15 protein-coding genes are annotated in these 21,502 nt (G+C 36.6%); 5 read left to right on the top strand and 10 right to left on the bottom strand.

What is annotated here, in order from left to right:
• Nucleotides 1-104: 104 nt before the first annotated feature.
• Complete coding sequence (locus tag GQR38_RS12580; protein ID WP_165721825.1) at nucleotides 105-1,295, top strand: HAMP domain-containing sensor histidine kinase; 1,191 nt, start codon at nucleotides 105-107, stop codon at nucleotides 1,293-1,295.
• Between the two features lie 58 nt (nucleotides 1,296-1,353).
• Nucleotides 1,354-3,072: a GGDEF domain-containing response regulator gene (locus GQR38_RS12575; protein WP_007585212.1), complete on the top strand. Its 1,719-nt coding sequence runs from the start codon at nucleotides 1,354-1,356 to the stop codon at nucleotides 3,070-3,072.
• Between the two features lie 153 nt (nucleotides 3,073-3,225).
• Here the strand turns inward: GQR38_RS12575 and GQR38_RS12570 are convergent, their stop codons facing one another.
• The 3 genes from GQR38_RS12570 to GQR38_RS12560 form a co-directional block, all read right to left on the bottom strand.
• Entirely contained in the window at nucleotides 3,226-3,675 is a 450-nt protein-coding gene (locus tag GQR38_RS12570) for a response regulator (RefSeq protein ID WP_165721826.1), read from the bottom strand.
• Nucleotides 3,672-5,126, bottom strand: a complete 1,455-nt coding sequence (locus GQR38_RS12565) for a HAMP domain-containing sensor histidine kinase (RefSeq protein WP_165721827.1) — start codon at nucleotides 5,124-5,126, stop codon at nucleotides 3,672-3,674. Before GQR38_RS12565 ends, GQR38_RS12570 begins: the two co-directional genes overlap by 4 nt.
• 290 nt (nucleotides 5,127-5,416) lie before the next feature.
• Nucleotides 5,417-5,854, bottom strand: coding sequence for a PACE efflux transporter (locus GQR38_RS12560; protein ID WP_007585216.1), 438 nt, complete (start codon nucleotides 5,852-5,854; stop codon nucleotides 5,417-5,419).
• 129 nt (nucleotides 5,855-5,983) lie between these two features.
• On the opposite strand from GQR38_RS12560, the gene GQR38_RS12555 reads away from it, so the two are divergent.
• Nucleotides 5,984-6,892: a LysR family transcriptional regulator gene (locus GQR38_RS12555; protein ID WP_165721828.1), complete on the top strand. Its 909-nt coding sequence runs from the start codon at nucleotides 5,984-5,986 to the stop codon at nucleotides 6,890-6,892.
• Between the two features lie 6 nt (nucleotides 6,893-6,898).
• Here GQR38_RS12555 and GQR38_RS12550 read toward each other — a convergent pair whose 3' ends face one another.
• From GQR38_RS12550 to GQR38_RS12525, 6 genes are all read right to left on the bottom strand, one after another.
• A complete protein-coding gene (locus tag GQR38_RS12550) occupies nucleotides 6,899-7,552 on the bottom strand; it encodes an MOSC domain-containing protein (protein WP_101216456.1) in 654 nt (217 codons plus the stop codon).
• A gap of 389 nt (nucleotides 7,553-7,941) precedes the next feature.
• Nucleotides 7,942-8,874: an alpha-E domain-containing protein gene (locus GQR38_RS12545; RefSeq protein WP_165721829.1), complete on the bottom strand. Its 933-nt coding sequence runs from the start codon at nucleotides 8,872-8,874 to the stop codon at nucleotides 7,942-7,944.
• 1 nt (nucleotide 8,875) lies between these two features.
• Complete coding sequence (locus GQR38_RS12540; RefSeq protein WP_007585223.1) at nucleotides 8,876-10,330, bottom strand: circularly permuted type 2 ATP-grasp protein; 1,455 nt, start codon at nucleotides 10,328-10,330, stop codon at nucleotides 8,876-8,878.
• Nucleotides 10,331-10,376: 46 nt separating this feature from the next.
• Nucleotides 10,377-11,255, bottom strand: coding sequence for a transglutaminase family protein (locus GQR38_RS12535; protein WP_024590933.1), 879 nt, complete (start codon nucleotides 11,253-11,255; stop codon nucleotides 10,377-10,379).
• Nucleotides 11,252-13,771, bottom strand: a complete 2,520-nt coding sequence (locus GQR38_RS12530; RefSeq protein ID WP_165721830.1) for a circularly permuted type 2 ATP-grasp protein — start codon at nucleotides 13,769-13,771, stop codon at nucleotides 11,252-11,254. The genes GQR38_RS12535 and GQR38_RS12530 overlap by 4 nt, the downstream gene beginning before the upstream one ends.
• A 112-nt stretch (nucleotides 13,772-13,883) precedes the next feature.
• Nucleotides 13,884-17,195, bottom strand: coding sequence for a transglutaminase family protein (locus GQR38_RS12525; protein ID WP_165721831.1), 3,312 nt, complete (start codon nucleotides 17,193-17,195; stop codon nucleotides 13,884-13,886).
• A 757-nt stretch (nucleotides 17,196-17,952) separates the two neighbouring features.
• On the opposite strand from GQR38_RS12525, the gene GQR38_RS12520 reads away from it, so the two are divergent.
• Both GQR38_RS12520 and GQR38_RS12515 read left to right on the top strand, forming a co-directional pair.
• The gene (locus tag GQR38_RS12520) at nucleotides 17,953-18,726 is read left to right on the top strand and encodes an SHOCT domain-containing protein (RefSeq protein ID WP_165721832.1); all 774 of its coding nucleotides are present in this window, start codon (nucleotides 17,953-17,955) and stop codon (nucleotides 18,724-18,726) included.
• 69 nt (nucleotides 18,727-18,795) lie between these two features.
• Complete coding sequence (locus GQR38_RS12515; RefSeq protein WP_165721833.1) at nucleotides 18,796-19,965, top strand: putative zinc-binding metallopeptidase; 1,170 nt, start codon at nucleotides 18,796-18,798, stop codon at nucleotides 19,963-19,965.
• A 142-nt stretch (nucleotides 19,966-20,107) separates the two neighbouring features.
• On the opposite strand, the gene GQR38_RS12510 is transcribed toward GQR38_RS12515, so the two are convergent.
• Nucleotides 20,108-21,427, bottom strand: coding sequence for a hypothetical protein (locus GQR38_RS12510; RefSeq protein WP_165721834.1), 1,320 nt, complete (start codon nucleotides 21,425-21,427; stop codon nucleotides 20,108-20,110).
• Between the last annotated feature and the right edge of the window lie 75 nt (nucleotides 21,428-21,502).

Below are 21,502 nucleotides of genomic sequence, written 5' to 3'. Positions count from 1 at the left end.
TGAATAATTCAACACATTCAAAATAATCAACTACAATAAGTTAATCATTTGTTGCATCTCATTTTAATGAGGCATATTTATTTAATACTGTTGTAGGAGTTTGAATGCCCAATGTAGAGAGTTATTTAGAAGGTGTATCATTAATAGATGAGCAGCAATTAACGACTTCTCTTGATAATGACATTCAAACAAGCTTAAAAAGCTTTGCTGAGCTAATTTTAAACATTTTTGATGCAAGCTCATTCTCTATTGTTGCTAACCTGCCTCAACGTGCTGTCGAGCTATATAAATCAGGTTCAAAAATAACAGTAGCTAAAGAGCAACTATCTGATGACGTTTTTAATGAATCGATTATCGAGCATGCTCCTAAAATATTTAGAGTGGTATCACCTATTATTTTGCCCTCAAACCTTAAATTTGGATGGTTTATATTTGACCGAGCAAGTGATTCACTACTTACCGAAAAAGAAAAATTAATCTTAAATAGTTTACAAAAAAACTTTGTTAATCAGTTAGTCCAACGTAAAAATTCATTAGATAAAATAAACAGTTCTAAGTTTCACTCAACAATTAGCGAGCTAAAAAAAGACGAAACTGAAAAAGATCGCCTAATCAAAAAATTACAAAAAATGAGCGATGAACTAGATGAATTTACCAGTATTGCTTCACACGATCTAAAGTCACCATTAAATGCTATAAAACGTTTATTAGAGTGGATTTATGATGACTGTAAAGATTTACTCCCTCAAGAGCACCTAGAAAACTTTCAGCTTGTGCTCAGCCGGGCTAATAGAATGCAAGTACTGCTAGAAGATTTACTAAGCTACTCGAGAATAAATAGCTGTGATTCAACTCATGCAAACATATCTTTAGAAAGTATTTACCAAGATATAGAACAAATTTTAGAAGTTCCACAAGCTGTCACTGTTGATATACACGCCAATAACGAAGTACTCGATATACCGCTGATCCCTTTTAAAACTGTTTTTCAAAATCTTATTAGTAATGCAATAAAACATAACAATAAAGAGCACCCGGTTATCGATATTTCACTTATCCCCTCTAATCAATATTACATTATTGAGATAACAGATAATGGCCCTGGAATTGACCCTAAATATTTTTCACTCATATTTAAGTTATTTCAGACATTGCAATCTCGAGATGATGTTGAAGGGAGCGGCATTGGACTCTGTATTGCCAATAAGCTCATTATTAATTATGGGGGCAAAATTGAAGTAGCCTCCGATGGGGAACTTGGCAGTACATTCACTATTTATTGGCCCAAAGTTTAACTATGAAATTATCAATTATAAACGAGCATCATGTAGATGCTGCTCTTAGAAGGAACTTATGAATATTTTAATTGTTGATGATGACTTAGTTGATCGCAAATTAATTAAAAAAATGCTTATTTCTGATGGCTCTCATCATCATGACATTACCGAGGTAACGTGCGTATCCGAGGGCTTGAAAGCCATTGAAGACACGCACTTTGATATAATACTACTCGATTATAATATGCCTAAAGAAGATGGCATTGAAATGCTAATTGAAATGCGTGCAAAGCCTAAACTCGGTAACACCGCAATTATCATGATTAGCTCCTCAGAGAACTCAGCTTTGGCTATTGAGTGTATAGAAGCAGGCGCTCAAGACTTTTTACCAAAAGGTGATATAACGAGGGATAGTTTAAATAAAGCGCTTATATATGCCAAAAAACGCTTCGAGGCAGAACAACGTATGCACAACAGTTATCTTGCTGTAAAGCATATGGCAGAACGGGATCAGCTTACTGGTTTGTCTAATCGATATCATTTTGAAGAAATACTAAAAGTAATGATAGCTAACAATAAACGTGCTAAAAACTGCGTGGCATTACTTGCTTTAGATTTAGATAACTTCAAAAATATTAATGATACGCTTGGGCATAGTGTCGGCGACGAAATTTTAATACAAACAGTAGAAAGGATTCATAGTTGCCTGAGGCAAAATGAAGGATTTGCACGCTTAGGAGGCGATGAATTTGCAGTTATAATAGGTGGAATTTGCAATATTAATCAAATAGGTATGATAGCAAATAGAATTTTAGCAGAAGTTTCTAAACCCTTTTTGCATGAAGGCAGAACTTTAAATTGCAGTGTTAGCATTGGAAGCGCCATATACCCAAATGATGCTACTGAATCTCATGAACTGCTAAAATGTGCTGATATTGCAATGTATCGCTCAAAGCAAAGTGGTAAAAGTAGAATAAGCTTTTACAAAGAACAATATCAATATGAATTTAGTCGTCGGGTAGATATTCAAAATAGTATAAAAGAGCATATAGAGGAAAAAAACTTTAGGCTATTTTATCAACCTGTTTATTGTTCAAAAACACAAATAATGACAGGTGTCGAAGCCCTTATCCGTTGGCCAGATACAACCGTTAATTATACCCCCGATGAGTTTATTCCTATTGCTGAAGAGTGCCGATTAATAGCCCCTCTTGGAAAATGGATAATTGCGAGCGCTTTAAAGCAGTTATCTTTGTGGCAGAAAGACTATCAAACGCCGTTAACTCTATCTATTAATATTTCACCGATACAGCTGCAAAGAGAAGTTTTACAAACGTATCTATTAGAGACGGTCGAAAAATACAATTTAAAAACCAGTAGTATTATTCTGGAAATAACAGAAACAGCTTTTATGGAAAACAGTAAAGAAGTGATTGAGATATTAACTTCTCTGTCTAATAAAGGGTTTAGGATTGCTTTGGACGATTTTGGTATGGGTTATTCATCCATATCTCACCTTATTTCCTACCCTATTGATATAGTAAAATTAGACAAAAGCATGCAATCGTTAGGTGGAGAAAATAATAAGCGATTAAAAATAATCGAGAGCTTATCTTTAATGCTGAAGAAACTAGATTTTTCTGTGGTAGCTGAAGGAATCGAAACTGAAACCCAGCATCAGCTGTGTAAAAAATTAAATATAGACTACTTGCAAGGTTTTCTCTTTTCAAAGCCTATGCCTGTAAACGAAATTAATTTGCTGCTCGATGACTATAGTAAAAAAATAAGCCTTTAATAAATAGGTTATTTTGAGCCTTTGTAAAATTGAAGCTTAAATCAAACACCTGTGTAACCTTAAGCTAAAAACCTTTGGTTTGTGCCACATACTCAAACTAAAGGCTCTCCAATTGGCACAGCCTAGCGGGTTAAAACCTAAAACACATGCAAATCAGCTGTGTTTTTTCAAATGCTGACCGATGACAGCCAATACTTTTTCTTTTAACTCTGCTGCCTGAAAGCTTCCTTTTACAAGGTAACCTTTAACAAAATCGTGTGACATTATAATCTTTTTTTCTTCTTCTCTTTCTGATGAGCTAAACATCATAACCACACAAGAGCTGATTTCTATCATCTTCCTCAGTTTAGAAAACTCTTCTAAAAACTGAATACCATTGACTCTTGGCATATTGATGTCCAAAAATATGAGTATTGGAGGAAATCCATCAGGGTACTCTTTTCTGTTAGCTTCATAATTTTCTAGAAATTCTAATGCTTCCTGGCCATCTTTTTTTTCAAAAATTGTAAGATCTAATTCAGCCTCTTTAATTAATCTTTTAAGAATATACCGGTCAACTTCATTGTCATCGACAATTAATATAGGGGGTTTAATTTTTGTCATGTTAGCTTATCCATTGGTATTATTATTTTAAACGTCGTACCTTCATCAGAGCTTTGCAGTGATACTTCACCATTTAAATACTCAATATGTTTTTTAACCAGCGCCATCCCTAAACCAGACCCCGTACTTGTCTGTGCATGAAATCGCTTAAACATATCAAACACTTCACTTTGATGCTTTTGTGGTATTCCCATTCCGTTATCTGTAACAGTAATAAAAAACGTCTCTTGCTCATTAAAAATATCACAGCGGACATAAGGCGAGTCTTTATTTCTATCGTAATACTTCAACCCGTTTGAAATTAAGTTTTCAATAATTTGAGCAAAACGCGCTTTTTCCGACCTTATAGGTACTGATAAATTAATTGTTGTTTCGAGCGTACAAGGGTTATCTTTCATGAGCCAAGACAGTCGTTCTTTCATATCAATAATTAACTGACTAAAGTCAATTAAATCTTTATCCTCATTACCAATTTCAGCTTTGGCTAACAATAAAATATCAACAACAAGTGTTTCTAACTTTTCCATTTGTTGATAAATAACCAGTGCATTTCGGCTTGCTTCCTCTGTGTCTCCCGCTTTTATATCTTCAATAACAAAATGCGCTAAGGATTTAGCCCCTGACAGCGGTGACTTCAGGTCATGGGAAGCCCGATAAGCAAACTGGGCAAGCTCATCATTTGCTTGCTGCAGGGAAGCTGTCTGGCTGTTTATAATCTCTTTGAGTTCAATACTGTTTTCAATATTTAAAAGATCATTTTTAATTCGCTGTCTGGCCGCGATAACGAGTGCTTTTAATTCACCCGACGTTTTTATATCAAGTTCATCGTCTAGATTAATATTGTTTTCGGGCTTACTTGATAAAAGTAGAGTTAGATTTCGAATAGAGCTCGATATTGTGCGAGAAAGATAACTTATAAAAAGAATATTAAAAAAAGATATGATTATAACAAGTGGAATTAACGTCATTAGTATAAACGATACTGTTTTTCTAATTGGTTCCTCAAACAGCTCCGTGTTTTTATTAAAGCCACTTAGCGAAGTATTAAGATTTAGTAAAAAAGCGTCTCTACTAAGTTCCCCCTTTTTATACTGATTAACTGACAATAAGGCTTTATCAGCAATTTCAATATCGTTTTCACAGATTGTTAATGTATGTTCTGTGTTAATAACCTTCATAACAGCATAATTTAACGGGTTTATTTGTTCAATACATTCAATTGGTTGCTGCCTAATTAACAATATATCCGACTCAATGGTATTTATATCTATGGGGATATCATTTTCTATTTTTTTAACTGACTTGGTAAGTTGATGTGTATACTTTAAATGAAGAAAGTTAAGTTGATGAAACTTAGCTCCTTTAGCTATTTCAAAAGCTGAGTAGACAGTAATACTTATCTCTGCTGCAGTTAATACTACAATAAGCATCAGTTTTCTTGAGATATTCATATACGACACCTATTTTAGCTACTAACCCAACAATTTTTAAATAACACTATAATAATGATAGTATTTATAACCTTAGGTATAGCAGATTTTATCTTTTTTACTAGCTCTTCTATAAATAACAATTGATATTTAGCTTTATTCACTTTTAATAAAAAGATCCTTTATTAGTTTTTTGCCACTATAAAGCAAACTTGGGTAATATTACGCCTCTAAAAGTGCTGGTGCATTGGCAAATACATCAGCAGCTAAATACAAAACTTTGTTAAGTCATCCCATATTTAAAAAGTGTATTAACATGCAGCATTTTTTGAATGAAAAATATAGGCTCGTGTGTGGTCGTACACTAGGTTAAAAGTAAAAGCGTAAAGGGTTATAAAAAAAGTTACGCCGATATCCATTATTAATGCTTCCCATAAGCCTACGTTTAAAATGCTCGCCATTACGGGAATAGTAAAAACAAGTAACCCGCCTTGAAATAAAATTACGTGAAAAATACGGAATAATACAGAACGTTGCTCTTTTGCACCGGTAGCTACTTTGTCAAAAAACCAATTAAAAACAAAATTCCAACACATCGCAATCGTTGCAATTATAATCATAGTGCCAGATAAAGCCGATATTGCATGCTCTGTAAATACAGCCAAACCAATAATCGACAGCGTTACCGCTAATACTTCAAACAAAACAGCCTGAAACATCCTCTCTAGCGACCCCATTTTTGCATCCATAATTAACCCCTTTTACGCCAAATAATTAAAGAAAATAATAGTGACATAATTTAATTATTTGCAAAGTTAGTAGCCATCACCTTTAGTGATAAGATGAGCAAATAAGTACTCACCTTTAAGTTGAATGATATGTATAGTTTTGAGCAACTAAAAATTTTTGTAACCGTGGTAGAAACAGGATCTTTTTCGGCAACAGCCCGAAAGCTTAACCGTGCACAATCGGGAATTAGCCAAGCTATTTCTAATCTTGAAATAGCGATTAATCAAACATTGTTTACGCGTAATAAAAATATACCCAGCTTAACGATTAGCGGCAAGGCATTGTTACCTGTCGCATACTCTATACTTCATCAGCAAAAATATTTTGACCAAAAAGTGGATGCATTAGCAAAAAATTATGAGCATGAGGTAATTATAGCTATTGATGAAAGCCTAAATAATCAAGATATTTTAAAAGTGATTGCCCCACTTGCTGATCAGTTCCCGATTACTAATTTCGAAATAATATCGACAACAACTGACGATGTAGAAAACTTAGTAAAAATAGGAAAAGCACAAGTAGGTATCATTTATAGTGATGGGGAACTAAAAGTTGATATGGATTTTTTTCTATTAGGTCAAGCTCGATTTTTAACGATTTCATCACCAGAACACCCGCTTGCAAAGCTAAAGGCTGTAACAAGCAATGATTTAAAAGCCCATAGGCAATGTGTTCATCGCAGCCTTAGCCAAAAAGAGTTATGGTTTAGCTACGCAATTAGCTCTAGAATTTGGTACGCAAATATACATCAAACCCTTATCGACTTAGTAGTTCAGGGTATTGGTTGGGCGCTTGTACCCGAGCTTGCTATTAAGAGGTATATAAACCAAGCTGAAGTGGTAACGCTACCCGTTACTCATGAACAAGGCGGTTGGCTTACTCCTGTGGGATGCGTTGTTTCAAGAAGCCAATCAACAGGACCTGTTCTTCAAAGTTTAATAAATAGGTTGCAGCAACACTTTTTAAAGAATGATAGCGCGGGAATAAAACAGTTTTAAACTGCTTTATTCACTTTTAATAGCAAGCTTCTTCTTTAGCTTTTCTTGCCACTCTACAGCAAGCTCTGGCAAAGTTAATGCTTCTAAAAGTATGTCTTCATAACCTACGTATTTTTTATCAAAAAATGCCTGGAACAGTTTTTTAACTGATATGTCGTGCGAGGCTTTCTTCTCGATAACAACACTATCACCCGTTTTTGCAACGCCTTGCTCTAGTACCCTAAAATAAACGCCAGTGCAGTAATGCTGCGTAAACAATTTAAGGCTGTTTTTATTATTAAGGGCGATAGCGAGTTTAAAACAGGGTACACGAGGCTGGCTTACTTCAAGCAGTGCAGTACCAATTCGAATATGGTCACCTATGTGTATATTCGCTTCATTAAGGTCAGAAATCGTGAAGTTTTCGCCAAAGGCACCTACTGCTAAATCATCATTCTCGAGGGTTTGTTTCCAATACTCATAATGATTGTGCGAAAAAGCATATACCGCTTTATCTACCCCGCCGTGATTAACTAAATCAGCTTGCTCGTCACCTATAATGTTTAGTTTTTCAATAACAACAGGTTCGTTAGTTGGGGTTTTGAATATTCCCGTTTTCACCTCTTTACCATTATGAATAAGAGTTTTAATTTTAGAGATATTAGTCGAGATGATTTTCATTGCGATACCAACGGATGAGGAAGTAAAGATTAATTATGCAGGTTTTAAAATTATTATAAATAAATTTAAGCAAAAAAATGACCGCTCAAGACTAGGGCGTGTTTATCTTTGTGGATTGAAATTTATTCAATCTAGGGGCGATTAAATCGCGGCGCGAGGTTTGTAACCTAGTGGGCTAAGTAAAAACCGAGCAACAAAGAGTTAATCGTCCCTAGAAAGAACCCAGAGGGCAGCGCATGTTTGGTCTTTATGCTGCGTTATCGCCCATTAATGGGGAATAACCACACTACATAGGCTCTGCCTTGCCTAAAAACCAAACATACTGCTGCAAATTCAACCACCAAAGTTCAACACGCCCTAAGCAGTCATTTCACAATATACAGCTTTTATTATTCTGCTTGCTTTAAAAAATACGTCTCGGCTAGTCCGTTATGTATTCCAGCTAAGTCTATTTGTATTTCATCGATAAAGTCATGCAACAGACCATTTTTAAGTACTCGTACGTCTTTATTTTCTAACTCAACAATTGCATTATCAATTGATTTAATAATTTCTGTTGAGTTTGGCAAAGGTAAAACCAATGCTTTTAATTCATTCATACAAAATAAAATAGATCGTGGGAATACTTTGCTGTGCATCACAAATTCTATTACATCTGCACGCTGTACTCTAACGCCCATTTCTTGGCGATACATTTGATAAGCACTTAATGAGCGCAATAAGCTGATCCACTGAATATTATCAAACGGCTTCACTTCTTCTTCATTAGTAATTAACGTAGCAGAGCGAATATCTAAAATTCGCGATGTCATGTCTGCGCGCTCTATAATCGAACCAAAGCGGATAAAAACATAGCCCTGATCATGATTAATTGTGGCATCTAACGCCCCAAATATTTGATGGGCTGAATCTATAATCTTTTTTAAATAATCAAAACGTCCGCGCTTTGTTATCCCTTCTTTTTGATTATCTTTTACATAATAATAAAGAGAGTTAATTTCTTCCCATACATCTCGAGGTATTACATCGCGGATTGTACGCGCGCTTTCTCGTGCCGAAGTAATAGAGTTTAAAATTGACGAGCTGTTATCACTACCAACAAGTAAATACCTTAATGCTTTTTGTTCAGTAAAATCAGTATGGTTTTCTGAATACGCTTTACGCACACCAATAATATCAATTAATGGCTCCCAGCCGGTACATACGCCTTTGGGTAAGTCCATCATCAGTAAATTGTTAACGTTGATTAAACGAGCTACATTTTCCGCACGCTCAATGTATCGAGATACCCAATATAAAGTTTCGCCTACTCTTGATAACATATTATTTAGCCTCTTCGTCAACAATCCAAGTATCTTTACTGCCACCACCTTGTGATGAATTAACCACCAAAGAGCCTTTAACCATAGCAACACGCGTTAATCCGCCAGTGGTAACTTGCGTATCTTTACCTGATGATAAAATAAACGGTCTTAAATCGGTATGTCGACCATCTGGTTTATTACCATCAAATGTTGGTACTGTTGATAAATCTAATGTTGGTTGAGCTACCCAGTTTCGTGGGTCCGCTTTAATTTGAGCAATACACGCTTCTTGTTCTTTTTTAGTCGATTTAGGTCCAATTAATAATCCATATCCACCAGATTCATTTGCTGGTTTAACAACAAGCTTATCGATATTTTTAATCACATGGTCGCATTCTTTCGGGTCTAAACATTTGAACGTTGGGACATTAGCAAGCTTAGCTTCCTCGCCTAAGTAGTACTTAATCATCTCAGGTACGTAAGCGTAAACTACTTTGTCATCAGCAACGCCTGCGCCTGGTGCATTAACCAAAGCAACATTACCTTTAGACCAAGCACGCATTAATCCAGGAACGCCAAGTTGGGATTCTGGTAAAAAGGCTTCTGGGTCTAAAAACAAATCATCTATACGACGATAAATAACATCAACTCGTTGTAGCCCTGTGATTGTTCTCATGTATACACAGTCATCTTTTTCAACAACTAAATCGCGCCCTTCTACCAGTTCGCAACCCATTTCTTGGGCAAGGTAACAATGCTCAAAATAAGCGGAGTTAAACACACCAGGAGTAAGTACCACGACTTCTGGTTTATCTTGTGGACGAGGCGACATTGCCGCTAGCATATCAAATAATTGTGAAGGGTAATCATCAACAGGTAAAATCGACACTTGCTCAAATAATTCAGGGAATACACGCTTCATTACAGAGCGATTTTCAAGCATATAAGATACACCAGAAGGAACACGCAGGTTATCCTCAAGCACATACATTGTACCGCTACCATCGCGTACTAAATCTGAGCCACAAATATGCGCCCATATCTTATTTGGCGGGTTTATTCCCACGCATTGCTGGCGAAAGTTAACTGATTTTTCTAGTAACCCTTTTGGAAAAACACCATCTTTTATTATTTTTTGGTCGTGGTATAAATCATCTATAAAAAGGTTAAGCGCTTCAACACGTTGCTTTAAACCAACCTCTACGCTTTGCCATTCTTTTTTACCAATTGTACGAGGAATAATATCAAACGGCCAGGCTCTATCTATCATATTACCTTCGTTGTAAACCGTGAAAGTAATACCCATTTCTTTAATTGCTAAATCAGCAACCGCTCTGGCTTTTACTAATTCTTCTGCTGATAAATTAGCAAAAAATTGTGCTAATTGTGTTCCATGCGATCTAACGTTTCCTTGTGCATCAATTAATTCATCAAAGAAACCTTTTGTTTGGTACGCTTTCCAATCAATTTTCATACACTCTTTCACCTTATCCATCATCATATATGACGTAGTTAAACTGCTATTCCATTCGAATCATATCAACCGCTACATCAAGCAATTGACTACCGCCACCAAATACCACTCCTTTTAAAGGAGTTACGTCAGAAAAGTCTCGCCCTACGGCTAGAGTAATATGCTGATCGCGTGGTAAAACATTATTTGTTGGATCAAAATCAACCCAACCAAAGTTTGGCACAAATACCGCAAACCATGCATGAGTTGCATCTGCACCTTCTAGCTTTTCTTCGCCTTCTGGCGGCATGGTTTCTATGTACCCACTTACGTATCGACCTGCTAACCCCACGCTGCGTAAGCATGCAAGCGCAAAGTGTGCAAAGTCTTGGCAAACGCCCCTTTTTTGTGCAAAAACAGTGCTCAAAGGCGTACTAATTGTTGTAAAACCAGGATCATAATGAAATTCATGAAAAATCCGTGCCATTAAATCTTTGCATGCAGAAATTATATTTTTGTGTGCATCAAACGAAATTAATGCGTATTCCTTAATTCCTTTATCTATTGGAATAAGCTGTGAAGGTAGTACAAATTCAGACGTTTTTAATAATTCCGCTGTATTTGGTTTAACCAATAAATCACGTACTTTTCGCCAAGCAATATCAACGCTCTCTAAATTACTATTAGCGCCGACTAACAGTTCTACCTCGCTGATCATCGTTACTTTAAGTTTTTTATGCTGTATTGCTATTTCAAACGCTGTTACCTGATTATTAAAATAATCAGTAAATGTTTGTAAGTAAGTCGGTGTAGGTTCAATTTCTACACGACTACTGTGGCATATTTGCCCGCGATTCGTTTTTGGCGTTAATCGCGCTTGGTTTTGACACAAACTAACAAAGTCTGAATAGTTGTATGTAGTCGAGTGCTTTATTTTATATTTCACGATTGAGCTTGCTCAATATTAGTCCAGTTCAATTTATTTGCCGTTTGGGTATGAGAAAAATACTGTAGTAATAATACATCACAAAATGTATCTAAGTTCATACGCGTATTATGGTTAAATTCGATTAACTGGTTACGTTGTCCATTTTCACTTTTTTGTAGGTAATCTTTCTCAGTTACATAACAACTTGTTTTAGACAGTAAAATTGCTTTTTCGTGTGCCGCAATTACGCCTTGTCTGCGTTTTGTGGGTAAATGCTTACACAACTTATTAATTTCCTCTAACTGAAATAATAAAGAACGTGGGTATTCAGCATCTAAAAGTAATAACTCAAGCCCTGTACCAATGGTTTGATACATTCTGTATCGGCGCTTATGCGTAACTAAACTAACTTGGCAACTTAGCACGGCTTCAAGTAAGCCAAGCTCTTCGGGCTCGTCTAACTCTTTGGTTAATAAAGCCGCACTTAGTGATGTAATTTGTAAGCTACGCTCTACTCTTCTACCCATTTCGAGTAAAAACCAGCCGTTACTATTTGGCATACAATCTGTAATCGAGCCATTAAAAGCCATAATTGAGCCTATAACTCTATCTAGGCTGCTTTGCATTGCACGCGTTGGAATATTAATATTTACATTTTTAAATATCTTAATTTGCTCACTAATATCATCAATTATTCGGCGACTATCATGGGACAGTAATTCTTGAATTTGCACCGACGCATTCGCAATATATTTTAATGTATTAATAATACTGCCAGCGCATTGCTCGTCTGCAAGCAGTTGAAAAGCGGTTTCTTTCGACAGGTTTACATCAATGCCATCTAGTTTTAAATCAGGTTCTACATATGGATAAACAATATATTGCGACTTAATAGCATTTGAAAGCCGTGCAACTATACTTTTTCGTATTGAATCTGGGTAAACAGAAAACTCGGTGTACTTGTCTATAAAAATACGCAAAATACGTATGGTGTTTTCGCAGCGTTCTAAGTATCGACCCAACCAAAAAAGGTGCTCAGCCGTACGGCTCGAAATAACCCCTTCGAGTAGCGTTACATCCATTCTTTTTCTAATTGGCACCGGTGGATTATGCTCGCCTAAATCAACTCTATCTGCTGTATTTATCCATGTATCTTTGATCCAACCAGATACTCTTGGGTTGTTACTTTTTTCGTTTGAAAAGCACAGTGCTGAAGGAAGTACTTCTACACCATTTTCTGTGGTTAATGCATAACACCTAAACACCACTGGCTTGGAGATTAATTGCCCGTCATGCCAAAATGGTGCACTGCTAAAAGAAGGTTTTTCTTGGAAAAAATAATTATCAGGTTCTTTGCTAATAAGTAGCTTTATTTCTTGCTCGTCCAACACTCCATCTAACTTAAGTGTAGGGTCTATAGCAGATAGTAGTTCGAGGTTATTCCAATCAACGGCTTGCGCTTCTTTTACACTTAAGTAATTTGGCTCACCTAACAACAGCGGTTGTTTTAAAATTTGCTGCGATAAATTTTCTAAGTTGCACTTTATTGAAGGTGACGAGAGCACACCGCTACCAAACGGGTTTAAAACCTTAACCGACCCTTGTCGTACCGATTGTAATAAGCCCGGAATACCATGAAGTGAATATTCAGTTTGCTCTAAAGAATCAATACAACGATCAGAAACCCAGCGTAAAATGACATTAATCTTACCCAAGCCTTGTAACGATTTTAAACATACGTCACCACCACGCACGGTTAAGTCAGCGCTTTGTACTAATGTATAACCAAAGTAGGTAGATAGAAATGCATGCTCGTTGTAGTTAGGGTCATCAATTCCTTGGGTTAGAATTACAATTCGTGGGTCATCCATATAGTGGGTATATTCATTAATACCCTCTTGGAATAGATTTAAAAATTCTTTAATTTGCTGAACATTACATTCTGCAAATTCTTCAGCCATTACACGCCTTGCAATAATACGGCTTTTAATTAATAGCCCTAAGCCTAACGGGCACTGGCAATGATCGCTTAATACTTTAAATTCGCCTGTAGGCGTGCGGTAAACATCTAATGCAGTAAAAAAAAGTGTTAATTCGTTACTAGGTAAGCTAAAACCTTCGCGTAAGTAATTAGGGTCTTGAAAAAGCTGCTTTGCAGGAATGTGACCATCAACTAATAGAGTTTGATCACCGTAAATATCTTGCTGAATTTTATTTAATAAAAGGGTTCTTTGTTTTATTCCCTCTTCAAGCAACGTCCAATCAGCTTTTGATAACATAAACGGCAACGGGTCGAAGTGCCATTGCTTATTACTTTCATTTTTAATATTGCCATTTTGTAGTAATTGACTAATTTCTGTAGCGCGGCTACTAACATCATCTGCTGTTAGGCTAGCTAAGCGCTTAAATAAAGTATCCCAATGTTCTGGGTTTAAACCACTGTGGTTTGCTAGTTCATCATGTCCATGTGATTTATCAAGATATAAAGACAACCACTCAGGCAATTCCGGCATCGCGTTATTGTTAATATACAAGCTGAAAGCGCTCCAATTTATAGTAAATAGCCGTGTTCATAATGATGCTTTAAAAGTATTTAGTCATTCCACTTTAAATAATTTCAAAGTGGAATGACACAACTATCAATTATTATTTAAAGTTAGGCTGCCTGCGTAAATCCAAGGTATTTGGATAATCAGGATTACTACTTTCTTCATCTGGTACTACGTATTCACTTGCGCTTTGCGCCGACTGAAAACTATGCGTAACCGCCGATGGGCTCCAGCTTGGTTCTGCTGATGCAAGTAAGGACGGTGTATGCCCATGCTCCCAAAATCTTGCGACTCTGCGCCCTTCTGCTTCAAATGCATTAACCGGTAGCGTTTCAGGATTACGCCCACCAGCATGGCTCACATGATATACAAAGCCTCCAACTGAACGTCCTTCCCACGTATCGATTAAATCAAAAACTAATGGAGCATGTACGCCAATAGTTGGGTGAAGCGCTGTAGGTGGTTGCCAAGCTCTGTATCGTATACCCGCGACCATTTCATCTTTTGCTTTACCTTTAACCGGTTTAAGCGGCACTCTTCGACCATTACACGTTACAACATAGCGATCGCTCATTGTTCCTTGTACTTTTATTTGCACTCTTTCTAATGACGAATCTACATAGCGCGCCGTACCCGACGCACTTGCCTCTTCGCCTAGTACATGCCAAGGCTCGATTGCGGTTCTAAGCTCAAGTGTAACGTTATCAAGTTCTCGCGTTCCACATACCGGAAACCTAAATTCAAAAAATGGATTTAACCAACTTAACTGAAATTGAAAACCTGCTTGTTGTAAATCGCGGCTTACTTCAGCTAAATCGTTTTCTACATATTGTGGTAATAAAAACTTGTCGTGTAACTCTGTACCCCAACGTATTAATGGCTTGTGGTAAGGTTTTTTCCAAAACCAAGCAAGTAAAGTACGCAACAGTAGCATTTGCACTAAGCTCATTTGTGAATGTGGAGGCATTTCAAAGCCTCTAAATTCTACAATCCCTAAACGACCTGTGGCTGAGTCGGGTGAATAGAGCTTATCTATACAAAATTCTGCTCTGTGTGTATTACCCGTTAAATCCACCAATAAATTACGAAGTAACCTATCAACTAACCAAGGTTCAGGCACCTCACCTTCGGGCATATGCGAAAAGGCAATTTCTAACTCGTATAAAACTTCATCACGGGCTTCATCCACTCGCGGCGCTTGGCTTGTAGGACCAATAAAAAGCCCCGAAAATAAATACGACAAACCAGGATGATGCTGCCAATAGGTAATAAAACTTCTTAAAATATCAGGTCTGCGTAAAAATGGGCTTTGCTCAGGTGTTTCGCCACCAAGCGTTACGTGGTTACCACCACCAGTACCAGTATGGCGACCATCTGCCATAAACTTATCAGTACCTAATCGGCATTCTTTTGCTAAACCGTATAACGTTGTAGTTCGACTGACTAATTGATCCCACGATGTTGAAGGATGAATGTTTACTTCAATAACACCTGGATCTGGCGTTACAGCGTATTTTTCTACGCGGCTATCTTTAGGTGGGCTATAGCCTTCAATAACAAGCGGCATTTTAAGTTCTTTTGCTACACTCTCTATACTACTTATTAAACCCATGTAATGTTCAAAATGACTTGTTGGTGGCATAAATATATATAAACGCCCCTCTCTCACTTCCATTACAAGCGCAGTTTTAACCATTTCTTTACCAATAAAGCCCTTTTTAAGCTTTTTAGCTTTGGTAAAATTTTCTGGAATATCAAACGGGTCGCGGTCAATAATATTGCCGCTCCACTCAAGGCTGTCTAAAGGTAGGCGATAACCAAGTGGTGATTCACCCGGTAATAAAAAACAATGACCCCGTTTAAACTCCCACGTACACGACTGCCAACAGTTTTTACTATCGTTCCATTTTAAAGGTAGAACATAGCCAACAGGCTTTTCTATGCCTTTATCCATTTTAGCTAAAAAGCCTTTTCGGCTCATTGCATGAAGAAGTTCTGGTTGATCAGGCTTTATTTCGGTAGGTAATGAAGCTTCTTGCCACATGTGATATAAAATATCTTCATAAGCCGTAGTAAGTGCCTTGGTTTCAAGACCAAGTGAGTCACACAGTTTATCAGCAAACTTTTTAGTATCGGTATGATCAAATTTATAATCTTTATTAGGATCGGCTAATAGTGCAGCATCTTGCCATAAAGGCTCACCATCTTTGCGCCAATAGCACGCATATTGCCAACGTGGTAATGGCTCACCCGGATACCATTTACCTTGTCCGTAATGAGTAAAGCCACCTTTTGTGTATACTTTATTCATTTCTACAAATAAATTTTGAGCTAATATTCTTTTTTCTTTACCATCGGCATCAGTGTTCCACTGAGGATGTTCCATATCGTCAATAGAAATAAACGTAGGTTCGCCGCCCATGGTTAAATGGATGTTTTCTTCATTGTAAACATTATCAACGTGCTGACCTAAGCGATTAATTGCCGCCCACTGCGCCTCAGAATATGGCTTAGTTACACGTGGGTCTTCGTGTACTCGCGTTACTTTGTTATAAAAGCTAAACTCCGATTTACAGTCATCTATACCGCCTGTAACCGGCGCCGCCGAGCTTGGCTCTGGCGTACATGCCAATGGAATATGCCCTTCACCGGCAAATAAACCCGAGGTAGGATCAAGCCCTATCCACCCTGCACCAGGAATATACACTTCGGTCCATGCATGCAAATCGGTAAAGTCTTCTTCTGGACCACTTGGACCATCTAATGATTTTTGATCTGATGTTAGCTGTACTAAGTAGCCCGATACAAATCGAGATGCCAACCCTAAATGACGAAACAGTTGTACTAACAACCAAGCAGAATCACGACACGAACCTGTTTTTTTACTTATTGTTTCGTTCGGTGTTTGTACGCCAGGTTCTAAACGAATGCCATAACCAACTAACTCATAAATAGCTTGATTAACAGCGACTAAAAAATCAACGCTTCTAAGCGGCTCTTTAGGGTTTAAAGATTCAATTAACTCTTTAAATTTTGGACTGGCTTTGCGTTTTTTTAAATAAGGAGCGAGCTCTGACTTTGAAATAGCATCGTAAACAAATGGGAAGTTTTCGGCATAATCTTCTAAAAAGAAATCAAAAGGATTAATAACCGTTAATTCGGCGACCAAATCGACCGTAAAACTAAATTCGGTGGTTGGTTTGTTAAAAACCACCCTTGCTTGGTAATTACCAAAAGGGTCTTGTTGCCAATTTATATAATGATCTTCTGGTACTATTTTTAAAGAATAGCTTTTAATTTTAGTACGGCTATGTGGCGCGGGACGTAAGCGGAATATATGCGGTCCCATATTAACTGACCGGTCGTATTTATACTGAGTATGGTGCGAAATCCCAACTGTAATTGTCATCTATTAATTCCCCTTTAATAATATATGGCCACAATATAACGCTAAAAATATTGCTTGACCTAACTCGCTTGTGCAATTTTTATACCAAAAGACTTACTAAAGTAGTACTGTTCATCCACTCGCGGCTATTGCACAAAGCAACGTTATGCATAAAGGTTTTGACCTAATTAATAGGAAAAACACACCAATTCAATAAGTAGTAAACTTAGTGTAATTTAAACCATCAATTTTAGATTTTTAATGGTGCAGAAAATGCACCAAAATAGTGCTTTAAAATAACTTACAATTAAAGCTAATTAATTTAAAATATTGAAATAAAACAAATAAAGTTAATTTTTCAAAATACTTACTCCGTTATTTATAACGCTAAACGGTTATAATTAAAAGTATTTATTTAGAGTTTAAAAATCATTAAAAATAATCATTAAATAGTAAGAAATAGTTCACAATAAAGCTGCTGTTAAAGTAAGTAACGGTGCTATACTAGATCGATTTTTAACCGCTTACGTTACAGTAAAACTAACAATCTCGATGAGATAAAACAAGCAACTTATAATACATAGATGCTTGTTTTAAAGATTAGTTTTGCAGTGGTGTGTTTTAATTTCAGACAAAACAGAACTCGTTCAATTTGAAAGACCAGCACATCTCACTAACCTGTTAATTTTTCATTATCATCAAAGCTAAAGGTAATGCAGCCCTGGCGTATTTTCAGATTTTTTAAATCAACCCAATCTACCTAATAGGATATTCTCTTATGCAAAAGCTAACAGATGTCGGTGAAAACTTAGTTAATGGTATAGCATCTCGTTATAACCTCAGTCACGATGCAGTAATACACATGTTAGTTAGCGTTAATAACGGCGGTTGCTCAATGGCACAGTTTAATTGCCCAGAGCTTGGTGGTTCTGGTCAATGGATGCGCGGCGGAATGACAATGGTTGGCGACATGTTTAACAACGGCTTAAAATCAACCGTTGATAACTTGTGCAACGAACTTGCTAATATATTGAGCAATAACCAAATATTTCCGGTTATTCCTGCAGGAACGCCTGGTAGCAATCAGTGGTGGCCAGGTAATCTAGGCAGCCCGTTTAGCAGTGGTGCACAAAATAATATTCGTTACGCTATATTCCCTAATCGCTTAGCCGTTGAATTAAATGGGCAAGTGAGCGTATACGACACGTTAGATCACAATATTGGTGGTGTAAGCCAACAGCAAGGCAATAATACCTCTCTTACATTTAACAGCCAGTGGGGGACGATTAATGTAAATACCCTGCCATTAATTTCAGGACAAGCGCCAACGCCTCCAGAACCACAAAAAGACTTTACACAGCAAGTAACGCAGCCCAATTTTGCATCATTAACGCCTAGCCAAATTGAAGCACCTGTTAATAATACAATGGGGCAATACTCGGTAGACGAAACACTTCAAATTATTGAAAAGTTAGCACAACTACGCGATTCAAATGCGTTGAGTGATGATGAATTTAATATTAAAAAGTCTGAACTTTTAAAAAGGATTTAACCACTATCCTCCAATAGCATAACGCTAAATAAAAGTGGTTTATACGGTCTCTTTTTTATTCGGTAACATATGAAAACATTTAAATGTAATTGCACAGATCAACTTATTTTATTTTTTGAAAGCAGCCATTGTTTGGCTTGCGGCAGAACCGTGGGTATTGATGACGATTTCGATCAAGTTGAACCCTATGAAATTGATGAGCAATCGGGGTTATTTTACAAAGCAGAAGCGCCTGACGTTTTTTATAAAAAATGTGATAACAACGCTCAGTATCACGTATGCAATGGTATGGTTAATTTAGACACATTTATACCTGTTGCCGATAAAGACGAAGTGCTGTGTTTTTCGTGCCGCTTTAATGAAACGGTGCCCGATTTAAGTATTGTTGAACATATTCCATTATGGAAAAAAATGGAGACAGCAAAACGTCGCGCTTTGTATACATTAAAATCATTATCACTCCCTTTAAATACAACGATTCAAGAACCTGAAAGCGGATTAAGCTTCGATTTTATAGCAGACCGTAACGTAAGCGATCACTTTGTAAGCCCTATTATAGGTCAGGACGTTGTATTTACAGGACACGATTGCGGGCATATCACTATAAACCTAGCTGAAGCAGACGACGTAGCACGCTCTCAAGCTAAAATAGCAATGGGTGAGCGTTATCGGACTTTACTTGGTCATTTTCGCCATGAACTTGGTCATTATTATTTTGATCAACTAATCGCAAATTCACCAAAAAAACATACTTTATGTAAGCAATATTTTGGTGATGACGAATTAGATTACCAGCAAGCGCTCGATACTCATTACAAGCAAGGTGCGCCAGCTAACTGGCATGAAACCTTTATTAGTGAATACGCTACTATGCACCCTTATGAAGACTGGGCAGAAACATGGGCGCATTACATGCATATTATCGATACTTTAGAAACAGCCAAAAACTTTTCAATTACAGGCTCAACAACGGGTAATGAGTTTGAATTAGATGAAGCAGACGAGCTTCGATTGCCACAAAGTGCTTATTACTTTAATTCACAAACATCGATTGATGCTATTTTAGATACTTGGATGGAATTTTCGATCATTCTAAATTCACTAAATCGCAGCATGGGACTTGCCGATGCCTACCCATTTGTACTTACTCAAGCGGTGCGAACTAAGTTATCTTTCATCCATCATGCTATCCATAACAGGCTCAATTTAATGCCTGATTTGAGCATTGGAAAAGTGTAATAAAATAAGCTCAGTCCAAAAAACATTTTAATAAAGAGCCATTTATTCTTGCTATGACTTTTCATGCATAGGTAGGTGGCTTTTTTATGATGAGCAAAAGCCGTAAAAATAGTATATCCCCTACTTTCTCGCTGAAGCTTTGTTAGTTTGTCACAGCGAGGTTATTCTTAAGTCGACTTATGATTTTTTCTTGGTAAATACTAACTGTAGAAAACTTTTGTATTGAAACAAATAAGTCAGTTAGTTTTTCGTTTGATATATCAGAGATATTAATCCCTTTATATATAATAGGTGCATTATTTTGTCTGGTTAGCTTATTCGACAGTAAAATATTCAATTTTACTGTACGTGCTAACTCTTCTTGATACAGAAAAAATTCTCTTAAATGTGTGCTAACAATATTGGCTGGTTTTGATCTGTCTATCATTAAAATTTCGTCAATTAGTCGATTTAACCTGCTGCGAGACTCTATTGCTTCGTCGAGAATATCTAACCAATTAAGTTCGCTATTTGATAGTAAAGCTAAAAAATATACCGTACGTGCTTTATTGTAATTAATAAAACCAGGCCACATAACATCTTCGCTAGATACTCTAAGTGCTTTATCAAACTGCTCAGCGGCAGATTTAAGATACATACTTACTTCTTCAAGTATTGATGGCTCTATAGTATTAATATTTTTTTGAGCCAGCTCTAAACCATCAATCGACAAAATATCTACAGAGTTCATATTTAGCGACTCTCGTAACAAATGCATGCCTTTTTTGTTGTAATACAAACCTAGGTAATTATGGTAAATGGTTTTTGTCACTGGGTTACGAAGAATTGGACCTCTCACATGAAGTAAGTCTGCATGAATATTAAAATTATCATCAGCTACAAAACTTTGGTAAGACACAACAGCTTTAAATAGCTTTATTGTTTCCGTTATTTGAATTGAATTACCTTTACTCACCGAGTGCAATATTTCACAGCGCCTATCAACTTCTGACAAAATTGTATCCATACGCTTTTTATAAAGCACTTTGTTAGTTTCTGATGCATTAAAAACAGCTGGAAATAAAACAATTAGGTCAATTATATACTGAAGGGTATCGGCAAAAAGAACGGCGGTTTCTGACTCTTTTTTTAGTTTATGCTCAATAGAGTCAAAAATTTCTTTCTCTAGTGTATTTTCATCTTGGGATTTAAACTGATTAATTAACTCTGGAAGTGAGGTTACGTAATTTTCATTATCTAAAATGTTACCTTCCATTTTGCTAATATTATTTACACTATCAATTGATGTATATGTTCTAACAGTAATAAATAAAGCTAATACGGCTATACAAAAGCTTACTGTTGATATGGTAAAGCTTAGTAAATCTTTACCTTCTTTTAAATCATATACCCATACAGCAAGAAAAGCTGAAAGTAGAACAAGTAATAATATTGTAAAATATAACATTTTTGATGTGCGCATATGTCTTCCAGACTTGGGTCGAGCTAACAATCTAACATTGCTGATTTATAACACGAAAAACGCAGACTTCACACG

This window comes from Pseudoalteromonas sp. c7(2019), from assembly GCF_011378625.1.
Taxonomy (GTDB): domain Bacteria; phylum Pseudomonadota; class Gammaproteobacteria; order Enterobacterales; family Alteromonadaceae; genus Pseudoalteromonas; species Pseudoalteromonas arctica.
The sequence above is the reverse complement of the archived record's forward strand: the minus strand, read 5'-3'. Positions and strand labels throughout refer to the sequence as shown.